This window comes from Terrabacter sp. BE26 (assembly GCF_041941675.1).
In the GTDB taxonomy this organism is placed as follows: domain Bacteria; phylum Actinomycetota; class Actinomycetes; order Actinomycetales; family Dermatophilaceae; genus Terrabacter.
On sequence record NZ_CP090122.1, the window covers coordinates 197,407 to 210,772 of the forward strand.

12 protein-coding genes and 1 tRNA gene are annotated in these 13,366 nt (G+C 70.3%); 6 read left to right on the top strand and 7 right to left on the bottom strand.

The genetic code is table 11. The annotated features are described in order from the left end of the window. Nucleotide 1: 1 nt before the first annotated feature. From dhaL to LQK93_RS00965, 3 genes are read right to left on the bottom strand one after another with little or no spacing between them, the layout of a single operon-like run. Nucleotides 2-637, bottom strand: coding sequence for a dihydroxyacetone kinase subunit DhaL (gene dhaL, locus LQK93_RS00955; protein WP_374969715.1), 636 nt, complete (start codon nt 635-637; stop codon nt 2-4). Nucleotides 638-641: 4 nt separating this feature from the next. Then, nucleotides 642-1,643: a dihydroxyacetone kinase subunit DhaK gene (gene dhaK, locus LQK93_RS00960; RefSeq protein WP_374969716.1), complete on the bottom strand. Its 1,002-nt coding sequence runs from the start codon at nt 1,641-1,643 to the stop codon at nt 642-644. Between the two features lie 36 nt (nt 1,644-1,679). After that, a complete protein-coding gene (locus LQK93_RS00965) occupies nt 1,680-2,462 on the bottom strand; it encodes an MIP/aquaporin family protein (protein WP_374969717.1) in 783 nt (260 codons plus the stop codon). A gap of 152 nt (nt 2,463-2,614) precedes the next feature. Here LQK93_RS00965 and LQK93_RS00970 point away from each other — a divergent pair, with 152 nt between their 5' ends. From LQK93_RS00970 to LQK93_RS00995, 6 genes are all read left to right on the top strand, one after another. Continuing rightward, nucleotides 2,615-3,367 carry an IclR family transcriptional regulator gene (locus tag LQK93_RS00970; protein WP_374969718.1) on the top strand — a complete coding sequence of 251 codons (753 nt, stop codon included), beginning with the start codon at nt 2,615-2,617 and terminating at the stop codon, nt 3,365-3,367. Between the two features lie 906 nt (nt 3,368-4,273). Beyond that, nucleotides 4,274-5,644: a M23 family metallopeptidase gene (locus LQK93_RS00975; RefSeq protein WP_374969719.1), complete on the top strand. Its 1,371-nt coding sequence runs from the start codon at nt 4,274-4,276 to the stop codon at nt 5,642-5,644. 293 nt (nt 5,645-5,937) lie between these two features. Beyond that, a complete protein-coding gene (locus LQK93_RS00980; protein ID WP_374971424.1) occupies nt 5,938-6,666 on the top strand; it encodes an amino acid ABC transporter ATP-binding protein in 729 nt (242 codons plus the stop codon). 72 nt (nt 6,667-6,738) lie between these two features. Continuing rightward, nucleotides 6,739-7,572 (top strand): glutamate ABC transporter substrate-binding protein, encoded by an 834-nt coding sequence (locus LQK93_RS00985; protein ID WP_374969720.1) that lies wholly within the window; start codon nt 6,739-6,741, stop codon nt 7,570-7,572. A gap of 67 nt (nt 7,573-7,639) precedes the next feature. Further along, on the top strand, nt 7,640-8,305 hold the full coding sequence (locus tag LQK93_RS00990; RefSeq protein WP_374969721.1) for an amino acid ABC transporter permease: 666 nt from the start codon (nt 7,640-7,642) through the stop codon (nt 8,303-8,305). Continuing rightward, complete coding sequence (locus tag LQK93_RS00995) at nt 8,302-9,198, top strand: amino acid ABC transporter permease (RefSeq protein ID WP_374969722.1); 897 nt, start codon at nt 8,302-8,304, stop codon at nt 9,196-9,198. Before LQK93_RS00990 ends, LQK93_RS00995 begins: the two co-directional genes overlap by 4 nt. Before the next feature lie 120 nt (nt 9,199-9,318). Here LQK93_RS00995 and LQK93_RS01000 read toward each other — a convergent pair. From LQK93_RS01000 to LQK93_RS01015, 4 genes are all read right to left on the bottom strand, one after another. Then, nucleotides 9,319-9,391 (bottom strand) — tRNA-Asn (locus tag LQK93_RS01000). A gap of 143 nt (nt 9,392-9,534) precedes the next feature. Beyond that, on the bottom strand, nt 9,535-10,053 hold the full coding sequence (locus tag LQK93_RS01005; RefSeq protein WP_374969723.1) for a hypothetical protein: 519 nt from the start codon (nt 10,051-10,053) through the stop codon (nt 9,535-9,537). Next, nucleotides 10,053-12,008 carry a DNA primase gene (gene dnaG, locus LQK93_RS01010; protein WP_374969724.1) on the bottom strand — a complete coding sequence of 652 codons (1,956 nt, stop codon included), beginning with the start codon at nt 12,006-12,008 and terminating at the stop codon, nt 10,053-10,055. The genes LQK93_RS01005 and dnaG overlap by 1 nt, the downstream gene beginning before the upstream one ends. Before the next feature lie 51 nt (nt 12,009-12,059). After that, nucleotides 12,060-13,289, bottom strand: coding sequence for a deoxyguanosinetriphosphate triphosphohydrolase (locus LQK93_RS01015; RefSeq protein ID WP_374969725.1), 1,230 nt, complete (start codon nt 13,287-13,289; stop codon nt 12,060-12,062). Nucleotides 13,290-13,366: the final 77 nt, after the last annotated feature.

The following is a 13,366-nucleotide window of genomic DNA, read 5'->3' on the forward strand; positions in this document are numbered from 1 at the left end:
GTCAGCCGAGCGTGTCCGCGGCCGCGGCGACCAGCAGGGCGACGCTCGTCGCACCCGGGTCCTGGTGCCCGACACTGCGCTCACCGAGGTAGCTCGCCCGGCCCTTGCGGGCGAGCATCGGCGTTGTCGCGTCGCGACCCGCCTCGGCGGCGGCGCGGGCCCGGTCGAGGGCCGCCCCGAGACTGAGGCCGTCCTTCAGCCCGCGCTGGACAGCGTCCACCGCCGGGGCGAGCGCGTCGTACATCGTCTTGTCCTCGGCCTGCGCCTTGCCCCGGGCGACCACGCCGTCGAGCCCGGCACGGAGGGCCTCGCCGAGCCGGTCGGCAGTGACCGACGGCGTGTCGCCGAGCGCGGTGCCCATCCGGAGGAAGAGCGTGCCGTACAGCGGGCCGCTCGCACCGCCGACCGTGGACACCAGCGTCATGCCGACCTTGGTGAGCATCGGTCCGGCTCCGGCCGGGCCGAGCTCGTTCAACGCGGCCACGGCGGCCGTCATCCCCCGGTCGAGGTTGGTGCCGTGGTCGGCGTCGCCGATCGCGGCGTCCAGCTCGGTCAGGTGGTCGCGTTCTTGTGCGACGAGCGCGGCGAAGCGCCGCACCCACGCCTCGAGGGCGGCCGTGGTCACGTCGTCGTTCATGTCGTCAGATCCCCCACCTCAGTGCCGGCGTGCTGACCGGAGCGTCCCAGAGCGAGAGCAGCTCGTCGTCGGCCTTGAGCAGAGTGACCGACGAGCCGGCCATCTCCAGCGACGTGATGTAGGAGCCGACCAGCGACCGGGCCACGCTCACGCCGTGCTGCGACAGGATCTTGTTGACCTCGTTGTACATCACGTAGAGCTCGATCAGCGGGGTGCCACCCAGGCCGTTCACCAACGCGATCACCGCGTCCCCTGAGCCGAACGGCAGGTCGGAGAGGATCGGCTCGAGGATCATCTCGGCGATCTCCTTGGCCGGGGCCAGGGGAACGCGCCGACGGCCCGGCTCGCCGTGGATGCCGACGCCGACCTCCATCTCGTCCTCACCGAGCTCGAACGTCGGGCTGCCGACCGCCGGAACCGTGCATGAGGTGAGCGCGACGCCCATGCTCCGGCCCTGTGCGTTGACCTTGCGTGCCACGGCGGCGACCGCCTCCAGGTCGCGGCCCTCCTCGGCCGCGGCCCCCGCGATCTTCTCCAGCAGCACGGTGACGCCGACGCCGCGGCGTCCCGCCGTCCAGGTGGAGTCCTGCACCGCGACGTCGTCGTCGGTCACGACCGACACGACGTTCGCTCCGGTCTCGGCCGCGGCGAGCTCCGCGGCCATCTCGAAGTTCATGACGTCGCCGGTGTAGTTCTTCACGACGTGGAGTACGCCGGCTCCCCCGTCGACGATCTTCGTGGCGGCGAGCATCTGGTCGGGGACCGGGGAAGTGAAGACCTCACCGGCGCAGGCGGCGTCGAGCATCCCGAGCCCGACGTACCCGCCGTGCAGCGGCTCGTGGCCGGACCCGCCGCCGGAGATGATCCCGACCTTCCCGGGCTTGGGTGCATCGCCGCGGTAGACCACCTTGTTCGCGTGGTCCACCAGCAGGTCGGGGTGGGCGGCCTCGACGCCGAGCAGGGCCTCCGCCACGACGTCGTTCGGGTTGTTGATGAGCTTCTTCATGGCTGTCTCCTCCTCGCGCTGTGCCGGACCGGGTGGTCAGGCGGGGGTCTTGGCGCGGGCGACTTCTTCAGGATCGGCGAGGTCGATCCCGGGGGCAACGGCCGCCTTGTCGGCCGGCGTGTGGGCGATGAAGCGGTAGCAGAGCGCGGCCAGCGCCCCTGCGAGGAACTCCGCGCCGAGGTACACCGGCAGCTGTTCCCACTTCACCGAGCCGCCGGCGAGCTGCTGGACGAGCATCGGCCCGACCGTGCGTGCGGGGTTGATCGAGGCGCCGGTGGCCGGTGCGACCGGGATGATGGCGGCGAACACCACGAAGCCGATGGCGAGGCCGGCGAAGCCCGCGGCCGCCTTGCGGTAGATCACGCCGAAGATCGTGAACACCAGGATGAACGTGCCGACGAACTCGGCGGTGAAGGCCTGGACCCAGCTGATGCCGTTGTATGTCGCGACGCCCAGACCGACCTCGCTGGCCTTGTGGCCCAGCACGGCGATGATGGCGGTCGCGCCCACGACGGCACCGACGACCTGGGCGGCGATGTACGCCGGCACCTGGGACCAGGGGAACTTGCCCGAGACGGCCAGGCCGAGCGTGACGGCGGGGTTGATGTGGTTTCCGCCGACGTGCCCGAGGGCGTAGACGGTGGCGATCACGATCGTGCCGAACGCCAGGGAGATCATCCCGAGGTCGGCCATGGTGAACGGCGCGCCGCCGTTCACCAACAGAGTGGCGGGCACGGAGCCGACGCCGATGAACACCAGGAAGGCGGTGCCCACCGCTTCGGCGGCGAGTTTCTGCGCAGTGGTGGTTTCGTCGAGCATGTCCATTCCTTTCGTGCTCGAGTCGAGATGTCCGAACGACATTCGATATAGTCGAACGATGGATCGACTTTACTGCTGTGACTCAGGTCACGACAAGGGCCCTTCGGCATACTCGTCTCTGTTCGTCTCGTCGAGCTCGGAGGCCCTGACCCGTGATCCAGTCCGTCGACCGCGCAATCCGCGTCCTCACGGCGCTCCAGGGGGCCCGCCGGATGAGCCTGTCGGAGCTGTCAGCGCGTCTGGACCTGGCGCCGTCCACCACGCACGGCATCGTCCGCACGCTGGTCGAGCACGGGATGGTCGTGCAGGAGCGCGGATCGAGCCGCTACCAGCTCGGGCCTGCCGTGCTGCGCCTGGGCAACGTCTACCTCGACACCCTGGAGCTGCGGTCCAAGGCCATCCCGTGGGCGGAGGACCTGGCCCGGCGTACCGGTCTCGCGGTCCGGACCGGCGTTCTGCTGATCGACGACGTCGTGATCATCCACCACGAGCCGCGGCCGGACGGCACACGGCAGATGCCCGAGGTCGGCATCGTGATCCCGGCGCACGCGAGCGCCCTGGGCAAGGCGATGCTGGCGTTCCTGCCCGATGAGACCGAGCGCATCCTCAAGGAGGGTGAGCTCCGCAGCATGACGGGGGAGACGCTGACCGCCCCGGACGACGTCCGTCGCGACCTCGACCAGGTGCGCGCGACCGGGATCGCCCGCGAGCGCGACGAGGCGGTGCTGGGCGAGGGTGCCGTCGCCTCGCCGGTCTTCGACTCGTGGGGCGACGTGGTGGGGGCGATCGGCGTGGTGTTCTCCGGGGCGGAGGATGCCGACCTGGGCGACCGGGTCCGCGAGACGGCGCGTGCGTTGTCCCGGGAGCTGGGCGCGCAAGCCTGGCCGCCCCCGTCGCAGGGCTGAGAACCTGCGGGGCGCCCGGAGTCCACGGCCAACGGCCGGCGGTTCGAAGCCGCCGGCCGCCGTGCGCCGACGGTCCGCTCAGCGTCCGGTCAGCGTCCGGACGGCGTTGGGGGGGGCCGCGCGTGGCCGGGGTGGGAGGTAGGCCACGCGCTTGTCGACCACGAAGGTCGCACCGTCTGGAGGAAATCGACGACCCTTCTCCCGAGAAGGGGCCGCCGCGGATCCTGTGACTAGTCTCCCCCACGATCCTCGCCAATAGGGCGAAACGCGCAGATCCGGTGAAGGTCAGGAAAGCGACGGACGCGGAGCAAGTGCGGGCGCCGAAGTGGGTCCTGTCGACTCCCCCGACAGAACCCACCTCTTGGTGCCTCGTACCGGTTCCCCCACCGGTTCTCGGCCCGACGTCGTTGGTTGACGTCGGTGACCTTCTCCTCCACCCCGCACGGACCACTCTGCCGCGCAGCCTGCAAGGCGGGGGCCGTCGGGCTGCTCGACTTTCCGCAAGGTTCGCGCAAGCAGCACCCGCGGGCGAAGGGCTCAGCACAATGCTGAGGAAGTCCTGCGTCGCCTCGTCGTCACGGGACACGCGACGTACTGACGACCATCGGTTCGGCGCGAGGACCGGACACTGGTCCCACCCGTCACAGGGGTCACCGGACTCATGACATTTTCGCGGAAGTGCCCCATTGACCAAAGGGCCTTCATATGGTGAAGGAGACCGGTAGGTCGTGCGGGGGCACGGGACAGGCCGTCCGGTTGCGGTGGCCACGTCCGCCGGGGAAGGTTCGACGGTGACAGCTGAATCGCCTCGAGGGGGGTGGCCCGCAGGTGCGTGAGACCGACCATGGAACTGGCCCGCTCGTCCTGAACATCAGGATGAGCGGTCGTCTTGTTCCCTTCGCAGCAATGCTCGTGCTCTTCGCGATGCTGCCGTTTCTCGGGGGAAGCGCAACGCCCACGCCGGCGACGGCCGTGGTGCTCGCCGCCGGGTCGCGGGCGGCGGTGCAGGACGCCGCCGACGCCGTGAGCCAGGCCCGAGACCAGCTGTCGGCATCCCAGGTCTCGTCGGCCACTGCCGCCCTGGCAACGGCCGGCTCGGCGTTCTCCGACGCGGTCGGCGGCGGCCTGTTCGTCTTCCCTGCCATCGGCCTGAGCCCGCTCACCGCCCAGGCGGTCGTGGCGCCGATCACCGGCCTGCCGCTGTTCGTCCACCCGGTGCCGGGCGCCGAGACCTCGCCGTTCGGCCCCCGCATCCACCCACTCCTCGGCCGGCCGATGTTCCACACGGGCATCGACCTCGCCGCAGTCTGCGGGACGCCGATCCACGCCGCAGCCGACGGCACGGTGATCTATGCCCGCGTCTCGGCCTCGTGGGGCGGGCGCACCATCATCCAGCACAGCCCGGCGCTCAAGACCGCCTACGGTCACCAGTCGAAGTTCCTCGTCACCGAGGGCCAGAAGGTCAAGCAGGGCCAGGTCATCGGGCTCAGCGGCACGACCGGCTGGTCCACGGGCTGCCACCTGCACTTCGACGTCATCGTCGACGACCGGTATGTCGACCCCGCCCCTTACCTCGGCTTCCCTCCCTCGGCGAGCGCCTCCGTGCCGTATGCCGTCGTCCCGCACCTCGTGCTCGACCAGGGCGGCCGCGTCATCCACACCGTCGAAGACGGCGACGTGCCCATCCAGGAAGCGAGCCAGACGCCGACGCCCTCGACAGCCGTGGCGAGGACCGGGCCGAGCACACCGTCGGCGAACGAGCCCGCCACCCACCCCACCGTGTCCACGCCGGCGACGAGCACGCCCAGCGCACCGACGCAGACGTCCACGTCCGCCTCGACCCCGACGACCACCAACCCGTCGCCGAGCTCGACGCCGCCCACCACGACCACCACGGCCACCACCACGACGACGCCACCGACCACGACGACGCCACCCACCACGACGACGCCACCCACCACGACGACGCCACCCACCACGACGACGCCACCCACCACGACGACCACCACCACCACGACGACGCCACCGATCACGACGACCACGAGCACCCCGGCACCGGGGACGAGCGTCGACTCCTCCAGCAGCACGACCGCGACCTCGGCCTCCACGCCGACGACGACCGCGACCCTGACGACGACCGCCACGCAGGTGCTGGAGACCGCGACCCAGGTCGCGACGAGCAGCGAGGCCGCGAGCTGCTCGCCGACCGGAGCCGGCTCGACGACGTCACCGAGTCCGACGGGCTCGCCGTGCCCCGAGCCGACCACGAAGCCGTAGTCCTGCACGACGTCACTCGCAGCCCGCGCGGCCGAGGGGCGCCGGACACAACTCCGAGAGCACCCGGGCTGCACCCCGGCACCGCACCGTGCGACCTCCGTGAACGCCCACGGAGGTCGACCGGCATAGGCGCCCAACGCATACGTTCTCGGGCGCGGGCTCACGATTCGGGCACGCTCAGGGTGGAGGGGTGCCTGTCGCCTTCGCGGGCGCGATAGGTTGCGCCAATGGACGACGTGACACCCGACGCCGGGGCATCGACCGATCGGACCCCCCAGACGCCCCGCGACCCCATGGTCGTCATGGAGGGCGTCAACAAGCACTTCGGCGACCTGCATGTGCTGCGCGACATCAACCTGACGGTCGGCAAGGGCGAGGTCGTCGTCGTCCTCGGCCCCTCCGGGTCAGGCAAGTCGACGCTCTGTCGCGCCATCAACCGCCTCGAGACCATCGAGTCCGGCGCCATCTCGATCGACGGCAGGGAGCTGCCGGAGGAGGGCAAGCCTCTGGCCGAGCTGCGCGCCGACGTCGGGATGGTCTTCCAGTCCTTCAATCTCTTCGCGCACAAGACGATCCGCGAGAACGTCACGCTGGGGCCGATCAAGGTCCGCAAGAAGTCCAAGGCGGACGCCGACCGGCAGGCGGACGAGCTGCTCAAGCGCGTCGGCGTCGAGGCCCAGGCCGAGAAGTACCCCGCACAGCTCTCCGGCGGCCAGCAGCAGCGCGTGGCCATCGCCCGGTCGCTGGCCATGAACCCCAAGGTGATGCTCTTCGACGAGCCCACCTCCGCCCTCGACCCCGAGATGGTCAACGAGGTGCTCGACGTCATGGTCGAGCTCGCCAAGGAGGGCATGACGATGATCGTCGTGACCCACGAGATGGGCTTCGCCCGCAAGGCGGCCGACCGCGTCGTCTTCATGGCCGACGGTCAGATCGTCGAGGTCGGCACCCCCCAGGACTTCTTCACCAACCCCCGCAGTGAGCGCGCCAAGGACTTCCTCGGCAAGATCCTCACGCACTGAACCAGCCACGCCACCCGGCAGGGAGCGGCGCGCACCCGCGCGCACGCCGGACACCACCCAGGAGGAACTCACATGAAGGCACGACGACTCGGAGCCGTCGCCGTCGCTGCGGCTCTCGCCGTCACGATGGCCGCGTGCGGCTCGGGCAACGGCGGGGGCAGCGGCTCCAGCGGAGGCAAGGGCCTCAAGATCGGCATCAAGTTCGACCAGCCCGGCCTCGGCCTGAAGAAGGGCAGCGAGTTCACCGGCATGGACGTCGACGTCGCCAAGTACGTCGCGAAGTCGCTCGGCACCAACGAGGGCGACATCACGTGGGTGCAGGCGCCGAGCGCCCAGCGCGAGACCCTCATCTCGACCGGACAGGTCGACATGGTGGTCGCGACGTACTCGATCACCGACAAGCGCAAGGAGAAGGTGAGCTTCGCCGGCCCCTACTTCATCGCCGGTCAGGACCTGCTCGTCCGCAGCGACGACAACTCGATCACGGGGCCCGAGTCGCTGGCGGGCAAGAAGCTCTGCTCCGTCACCGGGTCCACGTCGGCCCAGAAGGTGCAGGAGAAGGTTCCGGGAGTCAACCTCCAGCAGTTCGGCACCTACTCCGAGTGCGTCGCTGCCCTCGCCTCGGGAGCCATCGACGCGGTGACCACCGACGACGCGATCCTCGCCGGCTACGCCGCGCAGGACCAGTACAAGGGCAAGCTCAAGCTCGTCGGCAAGCCCTTCTCCACGGAGAAGTACGGCATCGGCATCAAGAAGGGCGACACCGCCCTGTGCCAGAAGATCACCGACGCCATCAAGAAGATGATCTCGGACGGCTCCTGGCAGAAGGCGGTCGACAACAACCTCGGTCCCGCCGGCTACAAGCCGCGCCCCGGCAACCCGCCCACGCCGGACGCCTGTTCCTGACCGACCATCCCGGTGCGGGGGCCTGCGACACGGCCCCCGCACCCGGGTACAGCACGAGAGGTGATGGATGGGCGACATCCTGAGCAAGTACGACATCCTCGGCGCCTTCTGGGTGACCGTCCAGCTGTCCGTCCTGTCCGCGATCGGCGCCCTGGTCATCGGGACGGTCGTCGCGGTCCTGCGGGTCTCGCCGGTGAGCACCCTGCGTCTCATCGGCACCAGCTACGTCAACGTCTTCCGCAACACCCCGCTGACCCTGCTCATGGTCTTCAGCATCCTCGGCCTGTCGTTCATCCTCGGGCTGAACCTCTCCCAGGACCTGGCGCGCAACGCCTACCTGTGGGCCGTCGTCGTGCTCTCGGTCTACCACGCGGCCTTCGTGTGCGAGGCGCTGCGCAGCGGCGTCAACACCGTTCCGGCCGGCCAGGCGGAGGCTGCTCGCGCCATGGGGCTCACCTTCGGCCAGTCGATGCGTGAGGTACTCCTCCCCCAAGCCTTCCGAGGCGCCATCGCCCCCCTCGGGTCGACGCTCATCGCCCTCGTCAAGAACACCACGGTCGCCGCAGTCATCCTCGGCACCAAGGAGTCGGCAGGTCTGCTCGCGCAGATCACCGAGAACGAGGGCGCGAGCCTGCCGACCTTCTTCCTCTTCGCGCTCGGCTTCGTGATCCTCACGCTCCCCATCGGCCTGCTGTTCACCCATCTCTCCAAGCGTCTGGCGGTGAAGCGATGAGCTCGCAGATCGTCCTGTTCGACGCGCCGGGGCCCAAGGCCCGGCGACGTCACACCATCCTCACGATCCTCGGCCTCCTCCTCGCCGCGGGCATCCTCTGGCTGGTCATCCGCAAGATGGCCGAGGCCAACCAGCTCCAGGGCTACATGTGGTCCCCGTTCGTGACAGACCCCGACGTGTGGACCCAGTACCTCCTGCCGGGCCTCTGGGGCACTCTCAAGGCCGCGGCGCTCTCGGTGGTCTTCGCCGGCATCTTCGGCATCCTCTTCGGCATGGCGCGGCTGTCGTCCAACCGCTGGGTCAGCGCTCCGGCCGGCGTGGTCGTCGAGTTCTTCCGCTCGGTTCCGGTGCTGCTGATGATGGTCTTCTTCTACTTCGGCTACTTCGCCACGAGCGAGGTCGTGTCGGCGCAGACGGCACCGCTGGCGGCGGTCGTCCTCGCCCTGACGCTCTACAACGGCTCGGTCATCGCCGAGCTGGTGCGCAGCGGCGTGTTCAGCCTGCCCAAGGGTCAGAGCGAGGCGGGGCTGTCCATCGGGCTCACGCCCGGCCACGTGCTGCGCTCGATCCAGCTACCCCAGGCGTTGACGGCCATGCTGCCGGCCCTGGTGGGCCAGCTCGTCGTCGTGCTGAAGGACAGCGCCCTTGGTTACGTCATCACCTACCCCGAGCTGCTCAACGCCGCAAAGACGCTCGGCTCCGCCTACGCCAACACGGTGCCGGCCTACATCGTGGCAGCCGTCATCTTCATCGTCATCAACTACCTGCTGACCAAGCTGGCCGGAGCCGTGGAGCGGCGGCTGAAGCGCCGCGGCGGCGCGCGCCGGGCCGTGGTCGCTGGAGTCGGCGACGCCGAGGACCGCCCCGGACAGGTGGGTGCGTACTCGCCCTGAGACGTCATAGTCCGGCGCGCTCCGAGCCGGCCGTGGACCCGGTCGGGCCGGCTCGGAGCGCGACCCGTGACATGGGAGAAGGCCCCGACACTAGAGGTGTCGGGGCCTTCTTCGTCGGTGCTCCCCCGATTGGACTCGAACCAATAACCTGCCGGTTAACAGCCGGCTGCTCTGCCAATTGAGCTACAGGGGAATGCTGCTGGGAAACCATAGCAAAGGGACTGGCCCTGCACTAAATCGGGGTCTGACACCAGCTGCGGCCCTCACTGGGCGGCCTCAGGACCAGAGGTCGGTCCTGCCTGAGAGCCTGCCTGAGAGGCTGCCTCAGACCACGCTTCAGAGCCCGACCTCGGAGCGCAGGCGGGCCATCCGCTGGGCCGCCTCACGGGCGACCTCGGGGTCACCGAGGTCGGCTCCCCGACCGGGGATGGTCTGCTCGAGCAGAGCCCCGCTGGAGAGGTCCTGCCGGATGACGACCCGCACCGTGCGGCGTCCTGCGGTGCGGAACTCGTCGGCCAGCACGACGCTGGCCTGGAGGCGCTCGCGCAGCGCCTGCTGGAGCAGCGAGGGCTCGGGGAGCCGCCACCGCGACGGCCTGCCCCGGTCGACCCAGGTCACGGCCAGCACGGACGACTCACCCTGCCAGGTGGCGGCCTCGGCCTCGTGCCATGGCCTGCGCCAGGCCAACGCGCCGTCGGCGCCGACGAGGACCAGGTGCCAGGTGGTCGCGATGACGTGGGCCGCGCTGGTCTCGTCGCGTGCCCAGGCCAGCACCTGCTCCCCGCCGTCGAGCGGCACGGCCGTGCGCACCTCGACGGGGAGCGCCGGTCGCCGTCGGCGGTCGAAGAGTGACATCAGCCCATTCCTGCCTTGATGGCCGCGAGCTCGCGCTGCAGCGTCTGCAGCTGGATGCCGAGCTCGCGCGTACGTTCGGGTGAGGGGGTCTCCGCGTGGTCGAGGCGGCGCATCTCGCTCATCGCGTCCGCGATCCGGCGGGTCAGCGCGATGGTGCGTACGCGGTCGAAGAGCTCGTCGACGTAGCGCGAGGTCGGCAGCCCCGTCGAGGCGTCCATGCGGGTGGGGAGCGTGTCGACGGCGAGCTCGCTCACGAGCCCGGCGACCGGTGCGGGAGCCGCTTCCGAGACCGCAGAGGTCCAGGCGCGCGCACTGGCCTTGTCGGTGCTGTGGTGGGCGATGCGGATGCCGTCGAAGACCGCCCGGTGTGCGGGCGCGGAGAAGGACTCGGGGGTCAGCAGGTCGATGGCCCCGGGCTTGAAGACGGTCGGGAACTGCAGTAGCACCTGGAGCAGCTGGCGCTCCGCGAGGACCACCGGATCGCGACGGTCCGGCACCGGGAAGACGCCCGCCTCCGCGACACCCGGCTCGGCCTCGTCGTGCGCATCGCGGCCGTCTCGAGCCGCCCGCCCGTTGCGGCCGCCATCGGCACGGCCGCCGCGGGTGTCCTCGTCGACCTTGAGCTTGCCGGCGCGCGAGACCTCGCCGGCCACCTGCTCGACGTCGAGGCCGAGCATGCCGGCGACCTCGCGGGTGTACTCGGGCTGGAGCGACCGGTCGCGGATCGTGGCGACGATGGGAGCCACCGCACGGACCGCCTGGATACGTCCCTCGGCGGTCGCCAGGTCGAAGCGCTTGATCGTCGTGCGCGCGGCGAACTCGAACATCGGCACGGCGTCCTCGATGAGGGCCTGCACCGCTGGCTCTCCCCCTGCCTGCCGCAGCTCGCACGGGTCCTTGCCGGACTTCTCGACGGCCACGAAGGACTGCGAGGTCCACTTCTCGTCGTCGGCGAAGGCCCGCATCGCGGCCTTCTGACCGGCGGCGTCGCCGTCGAAGGTGAAGATCACCTTCGACGGGGCGAGCCCCGCCTCGTCGCGCATGAGCCGTCGCAGGGTCTTGATGTGGTCGGCGCCGAAGGCCGTGCCGCAGGTCGCCACGGCCGTGTCGACGCCGGCGAGGTGACACGCCATCACGTCGGTGTAGCCCTCGACGACCACGGCCTGGCGACCCTGCGAGATCTTCTTCTTCGCCAGGTCGAGCCCGTAGAGCACCGTCGACTTCTTGTAGATCGGTGTCTCGGACGTGTTGAGGTACTTGGCCTCGATGCGGTCGTCGTCGAAGAGCCGACGGGCGCCGAACCCGACGGTGTCGCCCGTGATGTCGCGGATGGGCCACACGAGCCGGCCCCGGAACCGGTCGTAGAGCCCGCGTGCGCCGCGACCGGCCAGACCGGCCGTGACCAGCTCGTCGTCGGTGAACCCCTTGCCGCGCAGGTGGCGCACGAGGTCCTCGCCGCCGCGCGGGGCGAAGCCGATTCCGAACTGCTTCACGTGCTCGCTGTTGAAGTCGCGGGCGCGCAGGAAGTCGCGCCCCTGACGCGCGGCCTGGCTGCCGAGCAGCAGCTCGGTGTAGTACTCCTCGGCCACGCGGTGCGCCTCGATCAGCCGGCTGCGCCGCCCGAGGCCCTCCTCCCGCGGCCGGTCGCCGTTCTCGTAGCGCAGCTCCATGCCCAGCTTCTGGGCGAGACGCTCGACGGCCTCGGAGAAGCTCAGGTGCTCGACCTTCTGGACGAACGAGATGACGTCGCCGCCCTCTTGGCAGCCGAAGCAGTGCCAGGCGCCGACGGCCGGCCGGATGTTGAACGACGGCGTCTTCTCGTCGTGGAAGGGACACAGGCCCTTGAGCGAGCCCGGGCCGGCGGAGCGAAGGGTCACGTGCTCGCGCACGACGTCCTCGAGGGACGATCGCGCCTTGACCGCCGCGATGTCCTCGCTGTTGATCAGCCCCGCCATCTGCCTCCTGTCGCTCCCCGTGATCCTAGTTCGTCGGAACGACGGCCCTCGTCACCGGCACCACTGGCTGTGGAGGGCGAGGGCCCGCACGTCGGTCAGCGAGGCCACCTGGTCGACGACCACGCGCAACCGCTCGTCGTCGTCGGCCGCAGCCGCGTGGTCGGCGCGGAAGGCCACGTCGAGGCGCTCCACGGGCGCTGCGGCATACGCCTCCACGAGGTCGCGCACGACGTCGCGCTGCGTGGACATCACCGCCAGCCGCTCCTCGGCCGTCATCACGAAGTGGTTGGCGACGGCCTTGAGCACGGAGCACTCGGCCCGTGTGTCGTCGGGCACGACGAGGTCGGCCTCATAGCGGCAGAGCGGTCCCGGTCCGTGGCGGTCGCGGGTCGCCACCTCGACCGACAGGACGAAGCGTCCGATGAGCCGGCTCGTCATGTCCTTGAGTCGTGCGAGGTCGCTGCGCGAGCCGTCGTATGCCGTGGGCAGCGCCCCAGAATCCAGGAGCCTTTCCAGCGCCGCTCCGAGGAGGTCGCTGCCGAGGTCGGGTGCATAGGCGCGGCCGGCGATGTCGACGACGTCGGCCAGGTCGCCCAAGTGAAGGATGCGCGGGTCGAGCCAGCCGGAGGCGATGGCGTCCTCGACGTCGTGCACCGAGTAGGCGACGTCGTCGGACCAGTCCATGACCTGCGCCTCGAAGCAGCGGTCACCAGGGCGCGAGCCCTCCCGGAACCACTGGAACACAGGCAGGTCCGAGGCGTAGACCCCGAACTTGGGTGTCCCGTCGAGGCCCTCGCCTCGCCGCCACGGGTACTTCGTCGTCGCGTCGAGGCTCGCTCGCGTCAGGTTGAGACCGGCAGACCTCCCGTCGGCGTGGAACCGCTTGGCCTCGAGCCGGGTCAGCAGGCGTAGCGTCTGCGCGTTTCCCTCGAACCCCCCGATGGCCGAGGCGATCTCGTCGAGCACCGTCTCGCCGTTGTGACCGAACGGCGGGTGCCCGAGGTCGTGTGAGAGGCAGGCGGTGTCGACCACGTCGGCATCGCAGCCGAGCGCCGCTCCGAACTCGCGCCCGATCTGCGCGACCTCGAGCGAGTGGGTGAGCCGGTTGCGCACGAAGTCGTCGTGGCCCGGGGCGAGGACCTGGGTCTTGGCGGCGAGCCGGCGCAGCGACGACGAGTGCACGACGCGGGCGCGGTCGCGGGCGAAGTCGTCGCGGTCGGCCCGCTTCTGGGCAGGGTCCTCCGCGACCCAGCGTTCGCGGTCGCGACCCTCGTAGCCCACGCGCCCGACTCTAGGGGGTGGAAACTCCATGGCGGCCGCGGCGCCACGGGGGCAGACTGGCAGGGTGGGGCTGGCCC

What these genes read in the sequence shown, in the direction of transcription:
- dhaL (WP_374969715.1), bottom strand. Translation starts at nt 637, where the DNA reads ATGAACGACGACGTGACCACGGCCGCCCTCGAGGCGTGGGTGCGGCGC.
- dhaK (WP_374969716.1), bottom strand. Translation starts at nt 1,643, where the DNA reads ATGAAGAAGCTCATCAACAACCCGAACGACGTCGTGGCGGAGGCCCTG.
- LQK93_RS00965 (WP_374969717.1), bottom strand. Translation starts at nt 2,462, where the DNA reads ATGCTCGACGAAACCACCACTGCGCAGAAACTCGCCGCCGAAGCGGTG.
- LQK93_RS00975 (WP_374969719.1), top strand. Translation starts at nt 4,274, where the DNA reads ATGCTCGTGCTCTTCGCGATGCTGCCGTTTCTCGGGGGAAGCGCAACG.
- LQK93_RS00980 (WP_374971424.1), top strand. Translation starts at nt 5,938, where the DNA reads ATGGTCGTCATGGAGGGCGTCAACAAGCACTTCGGCGACCTGCATGTG.
- LQK93_RS00985 (WP_374969720.1), top strand. Translation starts at nt 6,739, where the DNA reads ATGAAGGCACGACGACTCGGAGCCGTCGCCGTCGCTGCGGCTCTCGCC.
- LQK93_RS00990 (WP_374969721.1), top strand. Translation starts at nt 7,640, where the DNA reads ATGGGCGACATCCTGAGCAAGTACGACATCCTCGGCGCCTTCTGGGTG.
- LQK93_RS00995 (WP_374969722.1), top strand. Translation starts at nt 8,302, where the DNA reads ATGAGCTCGCAGATCGTCCTGTTCGACGCGCCGGGGCCCAAGGCCCGG.
- LQK93_RS01005 (WP_374969723.1), bottom strand. Translation starts at nt 10,053, where the DNA reads ATGTCACTCTTCGACCGCCGACGGCGACCGGCGCTCCCCGTCGAGGTG.
- dnaG (WP_374969724.1), bottom strand. Translation starts at nt 12,008, where the DNA reads ATGGCGGGGCTGATCAACAGCGAGGACATCGCGGCGGTCAAGGCGCGA.